This window comes from Methanofollis ethanolicus, assembly GCF_001571385.1.
GTDB classification, from domain to species: domain Archaea; phylum Halobacteriota; class Methanomicrobia; order Methanomicrobiales; family Methanofollaceae; genus Methanofollis; species Methanofollis ethanolicus.
The window spans coordinates 1,903,828-1,925,068 of sequence record NZ_BCNW01000001.1; the positions used below are offsets into that span (position 1 = coordinate 1,903,828).

Annotated in this window: 18 protein-coding genes; 7 read left to right on the forward strand and 11 right to left on the reverse strand. The window is 59.6% G+C overall.

Annotated elements, in window-relative coordinates; translation table 11 throughout:
* Positions 1-140 precede the first annotated feature (140 nt).
* Positions 141-2,627, reverse strand: a complete 2,487-nt coding sequence (locus tag MEFOE_RS09355) for a translocation/assembly module TamB domain-containing protein (protein WP_153015929.1) — start codon at positions 2,625-2,627, stop codon at positions 141-143.
* Positions 2,628-3,083: 456 nt separating this feature from the next.
* The gene (locus MEFOE_RS09360; RefSeq protein WP_067051433.1) at positions 3,084-3,566 is read right to left on the reverse strand and encodes a YkgJ family cysteine cluster protein; all 483 of its coding nucleotides are present in this window, start codon (positions 3,564-3,566) and stop codon (positions 3,084-3,086) included.
* Here MEFOE_RS09360 and MEFOE_RS09365 point away from each other — a divergent pair.
* Positions 3,560-5,353 carry an ABC-ATPase domain-containing protein gene (locus MEFOE_RS09365; RefSeq protein WP_235809599.1) on the forward strand — a complete coding sequence of 598 codons (1,794 nt, stop codon included), beginning with the start codon at positions 3,560-3,562 and terminating at the stop codon, positions 5,351-5,353. The genes MEFOE_RS09360 and MEFOE_RS09365 overlap by 7 nt on opposite strands.
* 9 nt (positions 5,354-5,362) lie before the next feature.
* Here the strand turns inward: MEFOE_RS09365 and MEFOE_RS14490 are convergent, their stop codons facing one another.
* The 4 genes from MEFOE_RS14490 to MEFOE_RS09385 all read right to left on the reverse strand — a co-directional run bounded on the left by MEFOE_RS14490 (position 5,363) and on the right by MEFOE_RS09385 (position 7,752).
* Positions 5,363-5,515 carry a hypothetical protein gene (locus MEFOE_RS14490; RefSeq protein WP_235809600.1) on the reverse strand — a complete coding sequence of 51 codons (153 nt, stop codon included), beginning with the start codon at positions 5,513-5,515 and terminating at the stop codon, positions 5,363-5,365.
* 376 nt (positions 5,516-5,891) lie between these two features.
* Positions 5,892-6,185: a DUF1294 domain-containing protein gene (locus MEFOE_RS09375; protein WP_067051437.1), complete on the reverse strand. Its 294-nt coding sequence runs from the start codon at positions 6,183-6,185 to the stop codon at positions 5,892-5,894.
* Positions 6,186-6,228: 43 nt separating this feature from the next.
* On the reverse strand, positions 6,229-7,290 hold the full coding sequence (locus MEFOE_RS09380) for an AI-2E family transporter (protein WP_067051439.1): 1,062 nt from the start codon (positions 7,288-7,290) through the stop codon (positions 6,229-6,231).
* A gap of 102 nt (positions 7,291-7,392) precedes the next feature.
* Positions 7,393-7,752 carry a winged helix-turn-helix transcriptional regulator gene (locus tag MEFOE_RS09385; RefSeq protein ID WP_067051441.1) on the reverse strand — a complete coding sequence of 120 codons (360 nt, stop codon included), beginning with the start codon at positions 7,750-7,752 and terminating at the stop codon, positions 7,393-7,395.
* An 86-nt stretch (positions 7,753-7,838) separates the two neighbouring features.
* Here MEFOE_RS09385 and hcp point away from each other — a divergent pair, with 86 nt between their 5' ends.
* Both hcp and MEFOE_RS13775 read left to right on the forward strand, forming a co-directional pair.
* Positions 7,839-9,506, forward strand: coding sequence for a hydroxylamine reductase (gene hcp / locus MEFOE_RS09390; protein ID WP_067051443.1), 1,668 nt, complete (start codon positions 7,839-7,841; stop codon positions 9,504-9,506).
* 248 nt (positions 9,507-9,754) lie between these two features.
* Positions 9,755-10,690: a DUF6414 family protein gene (locus MEFOE_RS13775; RefSeq protein WP_153015930.1), complete on the forward strand. Its 936-nt coding sequence runs from the start codon at positions 9,755-9,757 to the stop codon at positions 10,688-10,690.
* Positions 10,691-11,118: 428 nt separating this feature from the next.
* On the opposite strand, the gene MEFOE_RS09395 is transcribed toward MEFOE_RS13775, so the two are convergent.
* Complete coding sequence (locus MEFOE_RS09395) at positions 11,119-11,709, reverse strand: hypothetical protein (RefSeq protein ID WP_067051445.1); 591 nt, start codon at positions 11,707-11,709, stop codon at positions 11,119-11,121.
* Between the two features lies 1 nt (position 11,710).
* Positions 11,711-11,956 carry a DUF5400 family protein gene (locus MEFOE_RS09400; protein ID WP_067051447.1) on the reverse strand — a complete coding sequence of 82 codons (246 nt, stop codon included), beginning with the start codon at positions 11,954-11,956 and terminating at the stop codon, positions 11,711-11,713.
* Between the two features lie 153 nt (positions 11,957-12,109).
* On the opposite strand from MEFOE_RS09400, the gene MEFOE_RS09405 reads away from it, so the two are divergent.
* Complete coding sequence (locus MEFOE_RS09405; RefSeq protein WP_067051449.1) at positions 12,110-12,334, forward strand: hypothetical protein; 225 nt, start codon at positions 12,110-12,112, stop codon at positions 12,332-12,334.
* Positions 12,335-12,680: 346 nt separating this feature from the next.
* On the opposite strand, the gene MEFOE_RS13405 is transcribed toward MEFOE_RS09405, so the two are convergent.
* Positions 12,681-13,916 carry a methyltransferase domain-containing protein gene (locus MEFOE_RS13405; protein WP_083523407.1) on the reverse strand — a complete coding sequence of 412 codons (1,236 nt, stop codon included), beginning with the start codon at positions 13,914-13,916 and terminating at the stop codon, positions 12,681-12,683.
* Positions 13,917-14,180: 264 nt separating this feature from the next.
* Positions 14,181-14,879, reverse strand: a complete 699-nt coding sequence (locus tag MEFOE_RS09415) for a SagB/ThcOx family dehydrogenase (protein ID WP_067053177.1) — start codon at positions 14,877-14,879, stop codon at positions 14,181-14,183.
* A gap of 87 nt (positions 14,880-14,966) precedes the next feature.
* On the opposite strand from MEFOE_RS09415, the gene MEFOE_RS09420 reads away from it, so the two are divergent.
* A complete protein-coding gene (locus tag MEFOE_RS09420; protein WP_067051451.1) occupies positions 14,967-15,827 on the forward strand; it encodes a cupin domain-containing protein in 861 nt (286 codons plus the stop codon).
* Positions 15,828-16,194: 367 nt separating this feature from the next.
* Here the strand turns inward: MEFOE_RS09420 and MEFOE_RS09425 are convergent, their stop codons facing one another.
* The gene (locus tag MEFOE_RS09425; protein ID WP_067051453.1) at positions 16,195-17,031 is read right to left on the reverse strand and encodes a cache domain-containing protein; all 837 of its coding nucleotides are present in this window, start codon (positions 17,029-17,031) and stop codon (positions 16,195-16,197) included.
* Between the two features lie 167 nt (positions 17,032-17,198).
* Between MEFOE_RS09425 and MEFOE_RS09430 the strand changes: the two genes are divergently transcribed.
* Positions 17,199-18,986 (forward strand): dipeptidase, encoded by a 1,788-nt coding sequence (locus MEFOE_RS09430; RefSeq protein ID WP_067051455.1) that lies wholly within the window; start codon positions 17,199-17,201, stop codon positions 18,984-18,986.
* 103 nt (positions 18,987-19,089) lie between these two features.
* Complete coding sequence (locus tag MEFOE_RS09435; protein ID WP_067051457.1) at positions 19,090-21,168, forward strand: M3 family metallopeptidase; 2,079 nt, start codon at positions 19,090-19,092, stop codon at positions 21,166-21,168.
* Positions 21,169-21,241 lie beyond the last annotated feature (73 nt).

Here is a 21,241-nt window from a genome sequence, read left to right on the forward strand (position 1 = left end):
GCTCGGGATCAGAGACCCGTGGCAGTTCTCATCATCTGAGAGTGCATGCAACCGGGCGGCGTGATGAATGGAGCATCCGCCGGAGAGAAGAGATCAAATAACAGGTATGAAGAGAAACTCTCGCTCCCCCATACGATGCCTCACGACGCATCGGGGGGATGAACCGTATAGACATGGACGAATTTCTGGCCGGAATAAACCGTATCCGTTGCTTTCTGGGTAGATTTTCCTGCCAGAACAATGAGTCCTTCATCATTCCAGGGCTCATGCCCGGTGAGAACAACCGCCCCCTCGATCTTTCCGTAGGCAGTAAGTGCTGCATCCTTCAGTGTCAGGGATTTCCCCGTAATACCCGCCCGGAAACCGTACGCCTCGAACACCCCGCGTCTCATGAAAATTTCTCCGCAGGGCACCGATATCGCGTAACTCTCACCGTTAATCGTCATTATACTTCCTGCAGCCAGATTTCCTTTCTCAACAGCAATACCGCAGCCTCCCGAATCTGTCATCCTCGCATTGGTAACACCGAGAATCCCGCCAAAAACCTCCATCGACCCTGACTGGAGCAGTATCCCGAATTCATCCCCGAAAATCTCTATTACACCACCCGTAATCATCAGATTGCCTCGCTCCAGAACAATTCCACCGAACTGCCCGGTAACCTGGAGAGCACCTCCCTGAAGACTGATATCGCCTGTTGTATAAATCCCCACATTGCCGGTTGCGTTCACCGTTACCGTATCAACGAGGATCAGAGCGCCGCCCTGTATATTCAGACCAATCTCCTCACCTGCAACCTTCATATTCGCGGTTTCAATCTTCAATGACTTACACGAAAATCCTATAGTGCCGGAAGCCGAAAGGAGACCGATATGATCTAATACTACATCCCCTGCCACATCCAGTCCACATTTCCGGCCTGATGCTGTGAGGGATCCTCCGTCGGTTATTTTCATCTCTTTTCCGGAAATCCGCATACCGACCTGTGCCCCCCCGGAGAAAGAAACATCTCCCCCGGACTGGTAATAGGAGCCGTTCACCGCAATGCCACTGATTTTGCCGACTCCCGTAATCAAGCCGTCGGAGATTTCCGCGTTTCCCGAGATCTGCATTGCCGTATCTCCCTGAAGCATCAGGATCCCCCCGGCACAGTTCATATCGCCGCCAACGGAGATCCCCGTCCCTCCTGATGCAGAGAGGTTCGCATTTTGAATGTGCAGGTTTCCTTCAACAGCGATGGCAGTTTTCCCGGAGGATTCGCATTTAGAATAAGAAATCTCCATATCTTCGGACACGAAAAGTCCGCAGTCCTCCCCGGAGAACGTTATCCCACTTCCGACAATACTGCACGAACCGTTTACCTGCACACAGGAGGTTCCATTCAGGGTACCGTGTATCATTCTGGTGGAGAGGCTGCCATGTTCGAGACGGATACAGGTATCCCCGCAGATGACGTCAACAGCACAGCCGGTGAGTGCGAGAGAACCGTGGTGAATCAGAACTCCGCAGCCGTCGGGACTCTCGATCTGCTGAATGCCATCATTCTGGTTCAAATCTCCCGCAAGGTCGATTCCTGCATCAATTCCAAAGATTTTCAGGACGGGCTTGGTGGATGCATTCAATCCACCCGATATCGATTTGATTGCCGTCGTGTTTGAACGGACGTCAATGACACAATAGTCTGTGAGGGTGATCGTTCCCGAGGCACAAATCCCGTACTCTTTTGTCCGGATTTTGAGGAATACACCTGTTATTTCCAGTGTGCCCGACTCAACGAAGATCCCCCCTTCATCTCCCCGAATGGACAATAACATAACACCTGAGAGTTTCAGGTTTCCCTGGTGAATGTGAATTCCCGGCCCGTGAGAACTGTCTATCTGGTTGTCGATCTGTTCGAGCCGGATGTTTATGTCTCCGGTTGCATGAATTGCCGAGCCGTGATAGTTGGCGAGGACAAGGGTGCGTGTTTCTGCAACCCAGTTCCATCCCTTGCCATAACAGTCGTCTTCGACGGAGTAGGATTTGCCGTCGATGGTAAACTCGTCCCCGGCATTTTGCGGTCCGGACCCGTATCGATTGCTGTTTGCGGCATCAAGATTGGTATGCGGTGTATCGTCCCTCTGTTTCGCGCAGAAGAGTTCGTACTCAAGTTCCTGCTGCAGTGCCGGGCCTGCAATAGCCAGAAGACCGGTACAGTGAGCGATCACCCTGTCGAAATCTCCGCACCGCCGCATGGTATCAAGGACCTGAACCCATTTTTCCGGGGGGATGTCGGCAAATGTTTTGGTGTCGGCACATATCAGGGACAGGGCTTTTCTCCGGCAGGAAACGGCTAACTCAGGGTTGACCCGGTCGTCAGCGCACCATGCGGCGGAGAGATAATAGTCTACGGCTTTTTCCGGGTTGTTTCCCGCCAGCCGGACGAGTGCGGCACGCAGGTAGAGGGAAGGAGACGTAGGGATTTCCGGACTTCGGAGACTGCAGTAGTCAGGAGACTGCAGGAACTCTCTGGCGATTGATGTTTTCTCCTCGATGTCTTCAGCAATGTGTCCACAGTGCGGACAGACTTCAAGGCAGTTTCTCAGAACGATCTCTGTCAGTTCCTTAGGACGACCGTCAAGTTCCACTATTCCTGACGGCCCGGCTGTACCGGGATGCACCGGAGATGCAATTTTATTCTGCTCCGATGGTTTATGGCAGACGAAACAGGTTTTGTGGATGGTCTTGATATGCGACATTGCAATCTTAACGTGTTTTATTGTAGGGATGGGTTCCTAAAGGTAAATTAGATAACTCCTCGCTACTTTGTGCGGGTCAAAACAGCACCCTTCACTTTTGTCCACCCACCCCATCTGAAGGCCCTTGATCGAGAAAGATCTCTTCCGTCTTGCGTTGAATATTCAGGATACCGGCCCTGTAAAATCGGGCATGAAGCGGACGCACGCCTCAAGCATACCGGATGAAAAGTTTTTCATGGCAAACTCTCCTGATGTGGTCATGTATCCTCCTTGATCACGCTTGAACACAGATCCGCTGCCTTGCCGATAGTGTTCGCCAGGATGGTAGAAATCCTCAGATTTCTTTTATCGCCGCACCCGGTAGCCCGCTTGCACAAGGAGGAGGACCGCCCGCTCGTCCCACCGGGCGTCGTCATCCTCCCTGATTTTGGCGACGTGCGTCTCCCAGAAGGCGGCGAGGGCCGGATCGTCCGCCGCGAGGTGGCGCCTCTCCATCACCCTCCCCGCCCTCGTCCCCCTTGCGTTCAGGATGAGCAGGCGCCAGCAGCGGTACTCCCGGCAGATGTCGGGCCGCGTCTGGTGGATGATGCAGCACGCCTTCCCGTCGGCCGGGTCTTCGCGCAGGAAGGGGCAGGCCAGAGGCCACCTCGCGAAGACGCTCCTGTCAGGGAAGAAGTGCGTCTTGTCGGGGTCGACCCTGACGGCGTGCACCTCGCCGGTGTACCTGTTCTCCATCAGGAAACTCCCGTCGCCGCACTCCTCCCTCACGACATGGACGTCGCCCATCTGGCTGCAGCACTCCCCGCACTGGATACACGCGAATGGCATGGGGTCTCTCCAGAAAACCCTATCACACCTGCCCGCTCATAAACATCCCGATCATGGCCCGCGAGACGATGCAGCCCGCCGGACGCCTCAGGGAGACCCTGAGACGGATCGACGGCCGGGGATATAAGGCGTACAGGGACTGCGAGGGGGCCTACGCCTTCGACGGCTTCACCCTCCTCATCGACCACGCCCAGGCCGACCCCTTCGCCACCCCGAGCAGGGTGCGGGTGCGGGTCGAGGCGGACGTCGCGGGATTCCCGGCCAGGTGTCTCTCGACGAAGACCCGGGAGGTAGCATTCAGGGACTTCCTGGCCAGGGCGTTCGCCGCCGCCATCGACTCTCTGGGGCCTGGCCGCCGGGGGAGCGGGAAGAGCGGGCAGATCGCCATCGCCCGCCCCGGCCAGGAGGTGCTCGAACGCTCCTCCGTCGTCGTCACCCCTGCGGGCGCCGTCGAAGTGCGGTTCACCGTCGGCCTCCCGGCACGCGGCCGGACCGTGCTCGGGAGGGAGGCAGAAGCGATCTTCTTCCAGGACGTCCCTGCCCTGGTGAGGGCCTCCCTCCTGTACGCCGCAACCGACGCCGACGCCCTCGACCGCCACCTTGCGGTGAGCGAGGACGCCGACCACCTCAGGGCCGCCCTGAAGGACCGCAGCCTCGTCGCCTTCGTCGCAGACGGCGCCGTGCTGCCGCGGGCGAGCGGGGTGGACGACCGCCCGCTCAGGGACGCCGTTCCCTTCGTCTCGCCGCCCTCCCTCCGGGTGACCGTCGACCTCCCGAACCGCGGCAGGGTCACCGGCATGGGCGTGCCCGCCGGGATCACCCTCATCGTCGGCGGCGGTTTCCATGGCAAGTCCACCCTGCTCAGGGCGATCGAGCGTGGGATCTACACCCACATCCCCGGCGACGGCCGGGAGTACGTCGTCGCCGACCCCGCCGCGGTGAAGGTCCGCGCCGAGGACGGGCGCCGGGTGGAGAGGGTCGACATCTCTCCCTTCATATCCGGCCTCCCCGACGGCAGGGACACCCGCGCCTTCTCCACCGAGAACGCGAGCGGGAGCACCTCGCAGGCGGCGAACATCATGGAGGCCCTGGAGACCGGCGCCCGCGTCCTCCTCATCGACGAGGACACCGCGGCCACGAACATGATGATCCGGGACAGGCGGATGCAGGAACTCGTCGCCGACGAGCAGGAACCGATCACGCCCTTCATCGACCGGGCGCAGTCGCTGTACCGCGACCTCGGCGTCTCGACCGTTCTTGTCATCGGCGGGTCGGGCGACTACTTCGACATCGCCGACACCGTCATATCCATGCAGGCCTACCGCCCGGAGGACGCCACCGCACGGGCGAAGGCAATCGCCTCACGTCACGCCCCGGACCGCCTCGCCTCCCGGAAGGACGTCTTCGGCACCTTCAGGCGGCGGGTGCCGGACGCGGGGAGCATCGACGCCAGCAAGGGCCGGCGGGAGGAGAAGGTGGCGGCCGACGGCGTCCGCGGCATCAGGTTCGGCGTCCATGATGTTGACCTCTCGGCCGTGGCGCAGGTCGTGGACCCGGCCCAGACCGCGGCCATCGCCCATGCCCTGCTCAGGGCGAAGCGCCTGATGGACGGGAAGAAGACCCTCGACGAGGTGGTCAGGGCCGTCGCCGCGGAGGTCGCGGAGGACGGCCTCGACGCCCTCACCCCCCACCCTGTCGGGGGCCTTGCGGCCTTCAGGCCCTTTGAACTCGCCGCGGCGATGAACAGGTTGAGAACACTCAGGGCAGGGCAGAAAATGTACCCGTGACCCACCCTTTCAGACTTTTCTTCCCTCTTGCACCTCCCGCACGGCCGTGATCTCCGGGATGTTCATGCCGCCGAGCAGGTCGACGATCGCCTGCACGTACGGTTCCTGCCGCGTCATGCTCGGAGACGCACGCGGGTCGTTGCGCTCTCCTTTTCGCCCCATATTCGCATGTCCGGTGGCGATATAATGCAGAAAATCTTCTTTCGGAAGACCCCACCGACAGTTCACCTGTAAACGGACAAAATCCGGGTTTTTCAGATGGGGGGACAACCATGCACGGGTGCCGGGAAGAGGAATCGGCTCCCCGTTCTTCGACCCGGCAAGAGCGACCACCCGTTGCCACAATCGGTCGCAGGCGATTGCGGAATCAGGACAGGACCTGCAGTGCCGATTCGACGGCGGCGTGCCGTCGCCGGGGTAGCACCGGCAGAAGTTCACATCCATGTGCGTTTATTCGGCGGAAAAGGAATGAATGAATCGGTTTTCTCCGTCATTCGCAGGATAGCGTGCACGACCACTCCGCCGGACTCACGTACGGTCACGGCAGCGCGATCATCCCGGCACCTGCACACACAAGCACGGCGAAGAGCACCAGGTGAAGAACCGCAAAGAGGGGGACGAGCACGAACTTCGTCTTCTGTGTCTTGTGCCTGAAGACCTTCATCGCCGCCAGCGCACCGAATGGCCCGAGAAACGCGAAAGCCAGGAGCATCGTCTCCGATATCCTCCACTGTCCCCGGCGTGCCCGCCTCTTGTCCGCGTAAAACGCTGCGGCGGCACCGGCATTCAGGAGGAGGTACGCGACCAGGAGGTCGAGAGGGGGGACGCTCATGGCGACCGGCCCCTGAAAAAAATACGGGCAGGGACCATCCGCCTCACTCGGTCTCCTTTTTGCGCGTCCTGTCATTGAAGATGCCGGAGACGCCGAGCAGGTCGTTTATCCACCGCAACTCGTCGCTGCACTGGATCAGGATGATCAGGAGGAGCGTGATCGGGACGGCAAAGATCATGCCGGGCAGGCCGAGGATCCAGCCCCATATGATGAGCGAGAGGATGACGACCATCGGCGGCAGGTCGAACCGCTTCGACGCAAGTTTGGCATAGACCGGATTTTCGACGACCACATTGAGGAGGATGACAATTCCCACGACCGCCGCCGCCCCCCAGATGCCGTACTGGAGCCAGGCAAAGAATATTGCCGGTATGGCCGCGAGGATCAGGCCGATATATGGGATGAAGGCCAGGATGAAGGTGAGGGTCCCCCACAGCACGGCGGAATGGACCCCCATGAGCCAGAGGGAGAGGCCGAAGAGAAAGCCATGGATCAGGTTCGCCTCTGTCCTGACGATCACGAAGTCCATCATGAGTTTGCTCATCTTTTCGACACCCACAAAAGTCTTCGGTTCGAGCGCGATCCCCCGCTTCAGGCGCTCGGAAATGTGGGGGATCTCCAGAACGGCGAACATGGTTGTGATCAGGATAAAGAATAGGTACATCAGGACATTTCCAAGTCCGATGGCATAGGGCTTGGCGAAGGTGACGACCTCCCCGAGGTTGAATGAGGTGGGGGCGAGCAGAGAGGAGTCGATGCCAAAGTGTTGAAACAGCAGTATCAGGTCTGAGAGACGCATCTGCAGGTCAGACTGGTAGGTCGGAAGGTCGTTGAGCAGAGTCTCAAACGAACTGACCGTGATCACGACCCCGATGATCAGCACGACGGCGGCCACGGCTGAGATGACCCCCATGGCGACGATGTCGGGCAGGCCGCGCTTTTTCAGAAACTCCATTGCGGGAAGGGCAAGGATCGTCAGGATCAGGGAGACGAGCAGGAGGTTGACGATATATGCACAGTACTGCATCCCGATGACGATCACGAGGAGTGCCGCCAGGATGCAGAGAGTCTGCAGAGTGCCGGAGATGTATGAAGGATGGTCCATAGTATTACCCTGCGTCGTAATGGGAAGAGATAGGATATCATTTTTGGGAATGTATCCGACGACGATAGGGGGACCGTACACTTTTGCATTGGATTTCGGGATCTATAAGACGCAGTCCCGACAGTCCTGCGCCCCGCAGGCGATGTTCTCGATCTTCCACTTCAGCGCCCACCTCTTGATCTCCCTGACCACGTCGATGATCTCGACGCCGCTCTCTGTCAGAGTATATTCAGACTTCACCGGGAAGGCCGAGGCCTCCACGCGCTTCGTGACCAGCCCCTCGTCCTCGAGTTCCTTCAGCCGGACGGAGAGGACCTTCGAGGTGATCCCGGGGAGAGAGCCCTTGAGTTCAGAAAAACGGCGGGTGTAGCCCGTGCCCTTGTAGAGTTCCAGGAGGACGAGGAGCGTCCACTTCTTTCCCAGGTATGTGAGCGTCGCATTGACGGTGCACCCTTCCTGCATGGTATATCTGTAGAAACTCTCTGCTCCTTATACCTTAGTATCAATTCTATACTTCGTATCATTTTAATACAAAAGGAGAACAGACCATGTACTGCTATCAGTGTGAAGAGACGGCAAAGGGGTGCGGATGCACGGGTATGGGCGTCTGCGGCAAGGACGCCGAGACCGCCGGGCTTCAGGACGTCCTGATCTTCCTGACAAAGGGGATCGCGGTGCGGAACCTCGCGGCGATGGAGAGGGGAGAGGGGAACAGAGAGGCCGGGAGGTTCATCGCTGAAGCTCTCTTTGCGACCCTGACCAACGTGAACTTCGACAGAGAGCGCTTCCACGCGTACATCAGGCAGGCGGTCGCGCTCCGCGACGCCCTCCCCCCTGCCGGCGAGGACGAACCCGACGCCTGCACCTGGACGCCGGCGGACGACGCCGCTATCGCGGCAAAGGCGGAGGAAGTTGGCGTGCTGGTGACGGAAAACGAGGACGTCAGGTCTTTGCGCGAACTCCGGGTCTACGGCCTGAAGGGCGTCGGGGCGTATTACTACCACGCGGCCGCCCTCGGGTATGAGGACGACGAGGTCACTGCCTTCCTCCAGAAGGCGCTCGCCTCCACCCTCCGCGACCTCACGGTTGACGAGATGGTCGGCATCGTGCTGGAGTGCGGCAGCGTGGGCGTGAAGACCCTGGCCCTCCTCGATACGGCGAACACCTCGACCTTCGGCACCCCGGCGATCACGACGGTCAGGACGGCGCCTGGCACGCGGCCGGGCATCCTGGTCACCGGCCACGACCTGAAGGATCTGAAGGATCTCCTCGACCAGACAGAGGGGAAGGGCGTGGACGTGTACACCCACGGCGAGATGCTCCCCGCCCACGCCTACCCGGTCTTCAAGAAATACGAGAACCTGGTCGGCAACTACGGCGGTTCCTGGCCCTTCCAGAAGGAGGAGTTCGAGGCCTTCAACGGCCCGGTGCTCGTCACGACGAACTGCCTGGTCCCGCCGAAGGAGTCGTACAGGGACCGCGTCTACACCACCGGCCCGGTCGGTTTCGCCGGCTGCACCCATATCCAGGCGGCCGAGGGCGGCACGAAGGACTTTTCCGCAGTGATCGCACACGCACAGGCCTGCCTGCCCCCGAAGGACCTGCACGGCAGGGCGAGGCCTCGCTGGGTCTCTCTCTTCGGCGAGATGGGCGGCAACGGGAACAGGGACCTCGTCACCGGCTGCGCCCACGGTGCGGTGCTCGCCATCGCCGACACCGTGGTCGATGCGGTGAAGAAGGGCGCGATCAGGCGGTTCGTCGTCATGGCGGGCTGCGACGGGCGGCAGGCCGAGCGCTCCTACTACACGGAGTTTGCAGAAGCTCTGCCGAAGGACACCGTCATCCTGACCGCGGGCTGCGCCAAGTTCCGGTACAACGGCCTCGACCTCGGCGATATCGGCGGCATCCCTCGCGTCCTCGACGCCGGCCAGTGCAATGACTGCTACTCCCTGGTGGTGATCGCGCAGGCGCTTGCGAAGGCCTTCGGCGTCGGGATCAACGACCTCCCGATCTCGTACAACATCGCCTGGTACGAGCAGAAGGCGGTGCTCGTCCTCCTCGCCCTCCTTCACCTGGGCGTCAAAAACATCACCCTCGGCCCCCGCCTCCCTGCCTTTGTCTCTCCGGGCGTGCTGAAGGTTCTCGTCGAGACTTTCGGGATCCGGGCGAACACGACCGTCGCGGACGACCTGAAGATGATGGTGCCCGGGAACTGAAAAATTTCATTTTTTCCAATGAGAAATGGGCAAAATCTCTCGCCAAAGAAAGTGTATGTGAACACTTCAACCCTAAACTATCATGAGGAGATGTAGGTGAACCCCAGGTCTCGATGGCCAGAGTACCTCTATTATTAGGACACAGGAGACCTTTTCAACATCAATATTGAGAGGCAGGAGTTTAATGAAATGAAAGAAAGATTTTATTTGGTCAATCTAATAATTTATCTTATGAAGAAGGCTTTTCTATGGACGACCAAGGTAAAATCAAAATACCGACAGATTTATGTGTACCAATTTATCTAAACCAGCAAGTTGTATTTGACTTACTTGCTATTATAGAGGGGGGCTTTTCTGTAGTCTCCACCATTAATCAATCATACTCGCAAAATGAATCTCAGAATTCAGATATTGGAGCGTCATTAGGCACACAACTACTGCAATTCTTCAATATTTCTGTTGGGGGATCTAAATCAATAGAATCTGGACAAAAAGAGCAGAAGGAAATATCAAAACAAAAGGTACATACTCCCACTTCTCTATTCTCAAATTTAAGAACAGAACTAAAAGAGAAAGGATTAATTAAATCTATTGCAACACCGGATGATATTGCAAACTTATCTAGCGGAGATTTCATCGAATATAAGGCGATATTGAAAAAAAATCCACTAATAGATACAATAGAGATGATAAAACAACTTTTGGAAATCGCTGTTTTATTCAATGCAGAAAAAAGCATTGGAAAAACACAAAATAAACCCGCTAAGGGGAATCAAAGAAAAGATCAAAATCCAAATGAAAAATTTTTAGAGCAAATAGATGGACTACTAAAATCACTCACTCAATCAGAGTCTGTCGAAATTATTGGGGATATTCTTGGTTCAGAAAATATCAAATCTGTATTATCAACAAAATTGGGATATTTTAATGATCAAAATGCTGACGAGATAATAGATGGGGAATATTATGTGTTGGGAAAAATTGTCCGGATCGTGAAAACTGACTCCGAAGAACCAATAAATCTACTAAGAAAAACAACATTTGGTAGATTTGATAACCACATTTTTGAAAAATTTCCATCTATGCTCTCTCAGGCAGAAGAAGGAGGATTGAAAACTCCCGAATTTGTTACTGAAATACGGGGCCCAGCGATTCAAGTAATGCCAATTGCAATATTCATATGATCTCTAAATTATATCCTATTTACTTCTAGATGGATTTATTTTGCCCATCTCAATTTACCAGTTTATCGAAATCCAAAAATTCTTCATATAGATTTTTTGATCTTGATCTTCTTTGCTTTTTGCCAGCGTACAATTTGCTGTACAGAACCAGCCTTCCCATAATAATCACGGTGATGGGCAAAAAAAGAAGATTTAGGTACAGCCCTGATATCTCAATGGTATACATGCTCAACAATCCCAGACATTCTGACCATGATAATACTGCCGAGATCATGGATATCTTCGTCGGGGTGCTGAACAGGGCGTCGGTGATCGAGAGGAACCTGTCGACATGAGGCCCAGTGTGCTCGTCTACCCCTCGGGAGTGCACCCAATCGATATGACCGGGCGGTTCAGGAATGTCGGGGAGAAAAAGAGATCTGAAAGTATTACAGGACCTCGACCTCGTCGTCCTGCATCAGGCGCACCCTCTCCTCATAGGCCGCCGGGTCCTGCGCATACTCCCTGATGGCCCGCACGTCTTCCGCCGCCTGCCCCGAGAGCGTAGCCTCCAGCGCGGCGAGGTCGCTGTCGTGGCGCCCGAGGGCCGACGCTACCGCCTGGGAGAAGTAGTCCTCTTTTCTCACCCTCTCCCCGTCGAAACGGCGTGCGTCGTGTGCCAACTGCTCGACCACCGCCCGTGCGCCGCCCAGGACCGCGAGGAGGTGGAGGGCGTGCCTCACCGCCGTGCGGTCGTCGCCGGAACGTCCGAGGGCTGCCCGGACCCGCCCCGCCGCCTCCTCCCTCTCCGCCGGCAGAGTCCCCTGCCGCACGGCCGAGGCGTACATCACCTGGAGGGCCATCGTCGCCGCCCTCCCGCCGAGATCGAGCACCCCTGCGACCACGTCGAGGTCAGCAGGCGCAAGGGGGTCCACCGCCCTGTACAGGATGAGGTCGTGGAGGGCGGCATGGACCGCATCGCGGTCCCCCGCCTTCAGGGCGACCTCCAGATCCCGTGTCTGAAAATGTGCCGCCACCATCTTATCGGAAAAAATCGTCCCGGAGACGCATGAAGGTTCCTGCGGCAGAAAAAGAGGAGGGTGACGACGGCCCGTACAGGGCCACCGCCGCGACGGCGAAGACCGGGAGCATCGTCACGAGCGCCATGTGCGCCCCGTAGCCTGGCGAGGTATGGAAGGTGTAATTCAGGGTTTCCCAGAGTTGCGTGAAGGCCGTGACGGCGACGAGCACCTGGAGGACCGCGGCGGCGGAGACGGGGGCAGGCATGATGGCGCCGAAGTGGAGCGAGGAACATGCCCGAGAGTCTCAGGCTGATGTGCCTTTCAGGCGGCTTCGACCGCCTCTTCGACCTGGCCTTCAGGGAGAGGAGGGTCGTCTCCATCACGCGGGGACACCCGACCGTGCCGGCCTCCCCCTGGCGTGAAGGCGAGCGGCGTGGCGACGGTCCTCATCATGCCCATCAGGATCAGGGACGAGATCGTGGGCCTCCTGAACATGGGGAGCGGGGACGAGAAGCACTACATGGCGACGAGCCTGGAGAACATCTCGTCCATCGGCCTCCCGCCCGGCATGGCCCTCGATCGCTCCCGCCTCGCCCGCGCCCTGGGAGGGTGCATGAGTGGCTATTCGACGACGGGACGATGAAGGGGCCGATTTTCGTCGGATCGAGAAAAAAAGGGCTTCGTTGAAATCCTCATGTTCAGATTGATGTCTCTCTCCCTTCCCTGAGAGCAGACGCGGATCCTCCGCCTTCCCCCCACTGTCTGCCGGGGGCTCCTCGAAAGCCTACGGCTTTCTCGAACTCGCTATCGCTCGTTGCCCCCGGACCCCGGTTGCGATTAGCCTCGGGAAGAGAGAAAAGAACATCCGGAGGAGTGCCGTACCCCTGCCAATCCTCGCGCGGGGGTCCGGGGGCGTAGTCCCCCGGCGCAGGCACACCAGAATAGGTTTTCAACAGACCCAAAAAAAGAATTTTTTCCGAAAGCACTCGTCACTGCTTTTTCCCGTGGATCACCAGCCCGTACGGATGGGCGATCACCTGCCAGCCTCCAAGCTGCGAACGCCCGAGCACGTCCATGATCTCCTCCCGGGTATACGCCGCCCTGACCGAGGTCTCAAACCCTGGCCTGATCTCCGGGGGTTCGCAGGACTCGTGCATCTGCCGGTAGATCTCAGGGGAGAGGTCGCGCCGGAGATCGGTGATGCAGAACCGCCCTCCAGTCTTCAGGACCCGCGCCATCTCGTCGAAGACCACTCCCGGAGATCCCCATTCGTGGAGAGATCCGTTCGAGAAGACTGCATCAAAGGCGCCGTCTTCAAACGGCATCGCGAGGGCATTGCCTTCCTGGTACCTGACCCGGGAGGCAAGGCCGTAACCGGCGGCGTTTTTTTCAGCAGAGGCGATCATCGCCGGGCTGATCTCAAGACCGACTAGCCGCGTCCCTTCGGTCGTCTTCAGCCACTCGAGCCCGAAGTAGCCGGGGCCGGGGCCGATCTCAAGGGCAACACCCGATCTGATCCCCGATTCAAGAAGATCCTCGACGGGCAGGTGCCCCTCATCCCTCAGCCCCCTCTGCATCTGTTCATAGAATGCAACGGTCATCTCATCCTGGATGCCGTCGTCCGTTTCCGGTTCTCTCTGTTCAAACATCGGTTTCACCTGATTTTTTTCCTGTGCATGATACCGTGCATCGGCCACTTCCTCAAGCCTCAGGAGCCTGCCCCCTCTCACGACCGTCATGGGCACGTGCAGGCGGTCCCGCGATCTTTTCAGGTCCTGAAGCACGCTCATAAACGACGTATCATCATGAACGCCGGTGAATTTCGCGCACAACATGGCGAATTTCTGCTGCTCGTCTTCAGTCAGCCGCGCCATCCCTTCCTCAAGGTACGCGAAGAGCCGTTCTTCGATCGCAAGAATCCATTCCTCTCCCTTCCTGGTGGGGACGATACGATATGTCCGCCGGTCTTCCGGGTCCCGGACCCTGCGAACATATCCCTCCTTTTCGAGATGATTGATGTGATCGGTGGCGGTGCTCCGGGAGACGCCGAGCATGCCGGCAACATCGCCCATACAGATACGGGATAAATAGGCGGTGTAGAGGATCTCCGTGGCAGCAGGGGAAAGGGGGCTTTTTCGTCCCCGGTCGACTTCCCAGAGCATATTCATGGCGATCTGCACCATTCCCAGCGAGAGGCGGATGCGTGCGATTGCGGGCATACCCATGGTACACTGTCCGTCCGCGTCGGCGATAAATATTACGGATATCCGTAATACTTTGGAGCACAGTGCCCGGTCCCCTGTACGGAAAAGCTTTGCAGGGCCGGGCCGTTCGGGGTGCCGGGACGTGTGCGCACTCTTTGGTCCTGCATGGAGCACAGGCCTATCTGGCGGCACTGCAGATCGACACCGAGGAAAGACGCGTGCGCTCTTCGCATGCTTCATCTCCCTGTTGAAATACCTCCTCTCCCGGAGGTTCATCCGGGGGGATCACATCTTCCCGACCGGCATCAGGTAGAGGGGGCGCTCGTCCTCCTCCATCATCAGCACTTTTCCGACGCCTTCGTCGTCGAAGGCCCCGATCGAGACCGTCCCTATCCCCAGGGAGACGGCCTGGAGGTAGATGTTCTGGGAGGCGTGGCCTGCCTCCATGTGCACGTACCTGATCCCCCTCTCCCCGTATTTTCCGGTCGTGCGCCCGTACACGCCGGAGATCGCGATGACCGCCGTCGCCTCCTCGATGGCCGACTGGTCGAGGGCGGCGCCGGCGAGGGCCGACCTCGCGTCGCCGTCGGCGAGGCGGTAGAGCAGGTGGCCGGACGGGACGTAGCGATAGACCCCCGCGGGGAGGTCGGCGACGTCGCCGGCCGCCACGGTGACCTCAAGCGGGTAGAGCGCCCCGGCCGACGGCGCCGTCCTGTAGCCGCGGACGTCTGTCACCCCCTGGGCCGCCCAGAGGAGTTGCCCGAGGTCGGCGAGGGTGATGGGGGCGGCGCCGTAGTCGCGGACAGACCGCCGCCCCGCGAGCGCCTCCTCGACCGAGATACTGCCCGCCGTCTGCGGCTGCGGGAGTTTCACCGTCTCGTTCTCACTCTCCCCGGCGACGCCCGTCTCCTGGCCCAGAAAGACCGCGGCCAGGCCGACCAGTACGACCGTCGCCGCCAGGAGGACGATGAGTGCCGTGTTCATCTTCACCTCTCCCCTCCACCACCGCACGATACTTATGGGTAGTGCCCGGGGGAATCAGATTTATTTTTTCAGGTCGACTCTCTCCTCATGCACAGGACCGCTTCTCTTCTGCTTATCTGCATCCTCCTCTCTGCCGGTTGCCTCTCGGCGCCCCCCCAGCAGGAGGAGAATGTCCGTCTGATCACGCCGCCGGAGGGTTTCTCCCTCTTCGACGGCCAGGGCACCTACGTCGGGATCATCGGCAACGAGACCCCCGATATCCCGGCGAACTACAGCATGGGGATTGTCACCATCCCGCCCGGCAACGCGACGCCCCTGCACAGGCTGATCGGGAGCACCGAGTTCGTCTCTCTGATCGGCGGCGCGGCCGAGATCAGGTGCGACAACCATACCGTAACCGCCCGCGAAGGCGAGACCGTCCTCCTGCCCGCGGGAGTGCTCCAGTCGATCGCCTCTGTCGGGACGACCGACCTCCGGTATGTCGACGCGGTCCAGCCTCCCTTCACCGCAGCGATCGAGATCTCGGGAGACGACCTGGCCGCCCTCAATATGGCGACAGACGGCGTGCCTGTCGTCATCCCCGACCCGAGGGCCGGGATGGCGTGGGACATGGGCTCGGACATGATGATCTATACCCTCGCCAATCCGGTGCTGATGAAGGAGATGGCCCTCCCCATCGACTACAGCGTCGCCTATGTCGAACTCCTCCCCGGCGGGTCGATCGGCTACAACCGTCTCAAAGGGTCGTCAGAGGTGATCCTCGTCATCAGCGGCGAAGTCGAGGTCTTCACGCCGGAAGGAAACGCCATACGGGTGCCTGCCGGCAGTGCCGCGTACGTCCAGCCCGACCGGATGAAGGGCTACCGGAATGTCGCGGCCGCGAACGCCACGATGCTGAGCTTCGTCGACCCGGCCTGGACGCTGGAAAAGACCGAGATGCTGGAGTGACGGCCTCTCATTATTTTTTGTGAACGGCCGCGAGGGTCGTTTTTTTCTGAGAGAAAGTCGTGAAAAAAAGTGATCTGTAGAATCCCTCCCACCTCGGTTGATAGTGTGTGCTGATCCTCTTCCTTTCCCTTCCCATTCGCCGGGGGACTACGCCCCCGGACCCCCGCTCGGGATTGGTCCCGGGAAGAAAAGGCCGGAGTTCTGGAGGATTATGCCATCCCTGCCTCTATCGTAATGGCAGGGGGTATGGGGGGCGGCAGCCCCCCAGCCTAGGCACTTCTGAACAGAATTTTTCTCGTTATCGCTTCAGGAAGTACTTCCCCGTGAGGGTTTCTACAGGGCCGAAAAAAGTGATCCGGGCCCGCCCTCAGACGAGGGGGCGGATGATGACCAGACGCCACTCCGTACCGTGCAGGCCGACAGTCGTCCAGTACGCCTCCTTCCTGACGACCCCCCCAAACCCGGTGTCATAGAAGGAGTAGGCCGCATGCCCCGACCAGTTGTCGGAAAAAGATCGTGCCGTGTCGAGAACCTCCGGGAAGTCCGCATACAGGGATTCGTTGAAGGTTTCCTTCCCGATCTCTTCGGGGTCGGCATCGTAGAGCACACGACCGCCCGACTGGGCGGCCATCACGGTATAGGGCGTCCCTTTGACCGTGGCCTCCGCGTGCCCGCCGACGAGACGGTCGGGCAGGAAGGCGACGCTCACAAGGCCGATCATCTTTTCGTCCGGCGAGAAGACCGGGCACTCGATCGTCGCCGCGTACCCTCCCTCTGCAAGGGGGAAGAGGTCTGACATCACCGGCGCCTTCCGGTCGAACACCTCCCGCACAACCGCCTGCTCGCCCAGATTGCTCCCCACAAGTCCGATGCCCGCGGGCCTGGCGGCAGTGACCGTGCCGTTGCGCGCGACCACGATCGCAGAGTAAACTGACGGATCGACCGCCAGCGCACCGTCGAGGAGCGCCTCCGCCCGCGGCCCCGAAAGACCGGCGCTCTCAAGGCCCGCAGCCGTCTCCGCCGCCGCCCGGTCGATTGCCGTCAGGTTTCCGGTGACCGCCCCCTGCATCCCACCGAGGAGAGAGAGCATCTCAACGCGGGCGGCGTCGTCAGAGGCTCCGCTCTCCGCCGGGGCCGTGCATCCCGCACAGAGAAGGGAGGCCGCCGCCAGGGCGAGAGCGATCGCCCATACATGAGATTCCATGGATCACCTATCGACAGAGGAGGACAAGAAATCGACGCCTCATCACGCCCTGAAAAGAGATGCACGGGGAAACACCGGCAGGAGAGCGTCTCCGGCCCGGTCCAACAGGACCGGGGGGCGAGAACACAACTGCAATACTTTTATTTCCGCTATCTCCATCTCCCAGTATGAAAAGTACAGGAATTTTTCTGGTACTGATGGTCCTTCTTGCATCCGCACCTGTCTCGGCGTGCACCATCTTCGCGGTCACGCCGGGCGCCTCCGGGAACGGCACCATGTATCTCGGCCACACCAACGACGGCGTCGGGCCCGATTGGAGAAACATCGACGACATCGTCCTGACCTATGTCCCGGCGGCCGACCATGCGCCGGGAGAGACGCGGCCCGTCTACTTCGACCCGAACAGCGGTTCCGACGCCGCCGGCAAGAAGGCAGGGAACACCTCGCACCTGGTCCTCGGAGAGATCGAGCAGGTGCCGCACACCTACGCGTATTACACCGCGTCCTACGCCATGATGAACGAGCACCAGCTCCTCAGCGCCGAGTGCACCGACTATGCGAAGGTCGAACTCAATGCCGAGGAGGGGAAGAGGATCTTCTACTCGTCCGAACTCTCGAATATTGCGCTGGAACGCTGCACTACCGCACGGGACGCGGTCGAACTGGTCGGCAGCCTCATCGACGCCTACGGCTATTACGGGACAGGCGAGACGCTCATCTTCGCCGACCCCACGGAGGCGTGGGTCATCGAGATGTGCTCCAGTCCGGCAGGCACAGGCGGCCTCTGGGTCGCGGAGAAGATACCGGACGGCGAGGTCTTTGTTGCCGGGAACGAGTTCAGGGTCAGGAATGTCACGGCGGGCGACCCGGACATGCTGTACACCCCCGACCTCTTCTCGGTCGCCGAGGAGTACGGCCTCTGGTCTCCCTCTGAGGGCACCTTCGACTGGCTGGAGGCGACAAGTTACGGCGAATACTCCCACCCCTATTACTCACTGATGCGGGTCTGGAGCATCCAGAACAGGCTTGCGCCCTCGCTGAAGGTGAGCCCCTATGTCGAGGACTCGTACACGACAGCCCTGCCCTTCACGGTCGTGCCCGACACGCCCGTCAACCGCACGACCGCCCTCTCCCTCTTCAGGGACCACTATGAGGGAACGGACTTTGATCTGACGGCAGGCATCGCCGCCGGGCCCTTCGGAAACCCGTACAGGTACCTCGGTCCCGCGGACGCCCACACCAATTTCCAGAACGATACCTCCATCGAGGTGCGGCCGGGTGCGAACCCGCGGCCTGTCTCGGCGATCTTCTGCAGTTACAGTTATGTTGCGGAGGCGCGGTCCGGCCTCCCCGACCCTGTCGGCGGCGTCCTCTGGTTCGGCCCTGCCGTGGCCTACGAGACAGTGTACGCCCCGATCTACGCCGGGTCGGAGGATGTCTCGACGTCCTACACGACCGGGACGCGGACGGAGTACGACCCCGACGCCGCCTACTGGACATTCGATTTCGTGACCAACTGGGCGATGCTCCGCTATGACGCGATGATCGAGGACATCCTGGCAGAACAGGTCAGACTCGAAGCAGAGTCGATGAGGCTGGTCGGGGAGACCGATGCAGAGGCGGCAGGGATGATCGCCGCGGGCGACGAAGCCAGCGCCCGCCGCCTCCTCACCAATGTCACCGTGCAGAGGGGCGATGAGATCATCAACGAGTGGCAGGACCTCTCGGCGATGCTCATCGTGAAGTACTCGAACGGCCTCGTCACCGACCCGGCGACGGAGGACGTCGACGAACCCGGATATCCGGCATGGTGGTACCAGGAGGCAGGATACCAGTACGGCCCCAGGGTCTACGACCTCGAACGCCTCCGCGCCACGCCGGGCCTGAACTACACCGGCGAGAGCGTGTGGTTCCCCAAAAACGTCTCTATCGACCAGATCCTGGAGAGGATCTGATCCTTTTTTTTCCCTGCGAGACTCCTGTCTCTGAGGATTGGGCCGGAAACATCTCGTACGCCTTTATCCCCCATCAGAGAGACCTAACGATCACTGATCCCCCATGCATACCAGCGTTCGCCCCATCCATCTATGGGCACTTCTCCTGATCGCCGTCTCCCTCATGACGGCAGGGTGCCTCCAGGACAGACCGCAGGACGGCCCCGTCTCCGTGCCGGAAGAGACGAGTCCCATCCAGACGCACTACTCCCCCGGCGAAATTACCCGGTTGAGCGAGGCCGCAGAGGAGACTGCAAACGCCTCTCTCAACGCCATCGCCGAGATCCCTCCGGAAAAACGCACCTTCGAGACCACGGTCCTCGCCTTCGACCGGGTCATGGCCGATTATTCCGATGCGGTCGCTCCCCTTACGCTGATGGGATATGTGTATCCCGATGCCGGGATCGCCGCCGAGGGCATGGCCTGCGAGGAATCCACATCCGCCTTCAAGACCGCCGTTTTCACCCGGCGCGACCTCTACGACGCCCTCCGCGGCCAGACGCCACACACGCCCGAGGAAGCCCGCCTATACGACATGACCATCAGGGACTTCGAGAAGAACGGCCTGAACCTCCCGGACGACCGTCTCGCGAAGGTCAGGGAGATGCGGACTGAGTTGAGCGGCCTTGAGATCCGGTACGCGGCCAACCTGAACAACGATAACACCACGCTTGAGTGTACAGCCGACGAACTCGCTGGAATACCGCCGGCGGCGATGGCCGCGTTCTCGCAGACCCCGCAGGGGACATATATCGTCACCATGAAGTATCCCGACTTTATCGCGGTGATGACCTATGCCGACAATGTCGAGACACGCACGAGGATGTACGAAGCGTCCAGCAACCGGCAGGCGGAGGCGAACACCGCCCTGCTCGAAGAAGCAATCGTCCTGCGCCAGAAAATTGCACGGGAACTGGGGTACGCCACATGGGCCGACTACCAGACCGACGGCAGGATGGCCGGGAACACGAGCACTGTGATGGGCTTTCTCACCTCCCTGCAGGCGCCCCTGAAGGGAAAGTACGACGACGAGATGGAAGACCTCCTCATCCTGAAGAAGAGTCTGGACCCGGCGGCAACGGCCGTCGACCCCTGGGACATCACGTACCTCCAGGAGAAACAGAAGACGCAGGAGTACGCCTATGACGAGGAGGAGGTCAGGGAGTACTTCCCTCTCGACACCGTCCTTCATGGCCTCTTCGAGACCTACGGGACCCTCTTCGACATCAAGTTCTCCGAGGTCGGGGACGCTCAGGTCTGGTCTCCCGATGTCAGGCTGTATGCGGTGACGGACCGGGCAGACAACGAGACGATCGGTTACCTGTACCTCGACCTCTATCCGCGTGACGGGAAGTACGGGCACTTCTGTGCGGCCCCGCTGGTCGGCGGGAGGCTGAAAGACGGCACGTACGCGACGCCGGTCGTTGCGATCCTGGGGAATTTCAACAGGCCCGAGGGTGAAAGGCCGTCTCTTCTCTCAATGTACGAGATAGAGACGCTCTTCCACGAGACCGGGCATGCGATGCACCATCTCCTGACGACCGCACCCTATGGCTCCCTCTCCGGGTTCAACGTGGCGTTCGATTTCGTCGAGACTCCCTCCCAGACACTTGAGGAGTGGGCATGGGACCCCGAGGTCCTGGAGTCGGCATCTGGCCATTATACAAATGCGTCCAGAAAGATTCCGGCAGACCTTCGCGACCGCGTCATTGCGGCGCGAAACGTCGGTACAGGGACTTTCTACACCCGCCACCTCCTCGCCGACTCTCTTGAGGATATGCGTTTCCACACTGCGACAGGCCCCATCAACGTGACCGAGGTCTGGTACCAGACCTGTGAGGACGTGACCGGCACGCGGCCCCCTGCCGGCACCCATCAGCCTGCATCGTTCGAGCACCTCATGGGCGGATACGATGCTGGCTATTACGGGTATCTCTGGTCGAAGGTCTATGCCCTCGATATCGTCGACGAGTTCAAGGAGGACGGCATGACCAACCGGACTCTCGGCATGACATTCAGGGATGAGGTCCTGTCGAGGGGCAACATGGAGGACGGGATGGTGCTCCTTGAGAATTTCCTGGGGAGAGAGCCCGGGGTGGAGGCGCTGTACCGGCACATAGGGATAAATAATTCAAAGGCATAAAAATTCAGGAAATACCTGAATCATTCATAATTATGGATTGCATGATACCCTTTTTCACACCGTGAAGAAAAAA

Bases quoted from the DNA above. Each gene is read 5' to 3' on its own strand.
- MEFOE_RS09365 (WP_235809599.1), top strand. From the start codon at position 3,560: ATGGCATGGGGTCTCTCCAGAAAACCCTATCACACCTGCCCGCTCATA.
- MEFOE_RS09360 (WP_067051433.1), bottom strand. From the start codon at position 3,566: ATGCCATTCGCGTGTATCCAGTGCGGGGAGTGCTGCAGCCAGATGGGC.
- MEFOE_RS14490 (WP_235809600.1), bottom strand. From the start codon at position 5,515: ATGGGGCGAAAAGGAGAGCGCAACGACCCGCGTGCGTCTCCGAGCATG.
- MEFOE_RS09375 (WP_067051437.1), bottom strand. From the start codon at position 6,185: ATGAGCGTCCCCCCTCTCGACCTCCTGGTCGCGTACCTCCTCCTGAAT.
- MEFOE_RS09380 (WP_067051439.1), bottom strand. From the start codon at position 7,290: ATGGACCATCCTTCATACATCTCCGGCACTCTGCAGACTCTCTGCATC.
- MEFOE_RS09385 (WP_067051441.1), bottom strand. From the start codon at position 7,752: ATGCAGGAAGGGTGCACCGTCAATGCGACGCTCACATACCTGGGAAAG.
- hcp (WP_067051443.1), top strand. From the start codon at position 7,839: ATGTACTGCTATCAGTGTGAAGAGACGGCAAAGGGGTGCGGATGCACG.
- MEFOE_RS13775 (WP_153015930.1), top strand. From the start codon at position 9,755: ATGGACGACCAAGGTAAAATCAAAATACCGACAGATTTATGTGTACCA.
- MEFOE_RS09395 (WP_067051445.1), bottom strand. From the start codon at position 11,709: ATGGTGGCGGCACATTTTCAGACACGGGATCTGGAGGTCGCCCTGAAG.
- MEFOE_RS09400 (WP_067051447.1), bottom strand. From the start codon at position 11,956: ATGCCTGCCCCCGTCTCCGCCGCCGCGGTCCTCCAGGTGCTCGTCGCC.
- MEFOE_RS13405 (WP_083523407.1), bottom strand. From the start codon at position 13,916: ATGGGTATGCCCGCAATCGCACGCATCCGCCTCTCGCTGGGAATGGTG.
- MEFOE_RS09415 (WP_067053177.1), bottom strand. From the start codon at position 14,879: ATGAACACGGCACTCATCGTCCTCCTGGCGGCGACGGTCGTACTGGTC.
- MEFOE_RS09420 (WP_067051451.1), top strand. From the start codon at position 14,967: ATGCACAGGACCGCTTCTCTTCTGCTTATCTGCATCCTCCTCTCTGCC.
- MEFOE_RS09425 (WP_067051453.1), bottom strand. From the start codon at position 17,031: ATGGAATCTCATGTATGGGCGATCGCTCTCGCCCTGGCGGCGGCCTCC.
- MEFOE_RS09430 (WP_067051455.1), top strand. From the start codon at position 17,199: ATGAAAAGTACAGGAATTTTTCTGGTACTGATGGTCCTTCTTGCATCC.
- MEFOE_RS09435 (WP_067051457.1), top strand. From the start codon at position 19,090: ATGCATACCAGCGTTCGCCCCATCCATCTATGGGCACTTCTCCTGATC.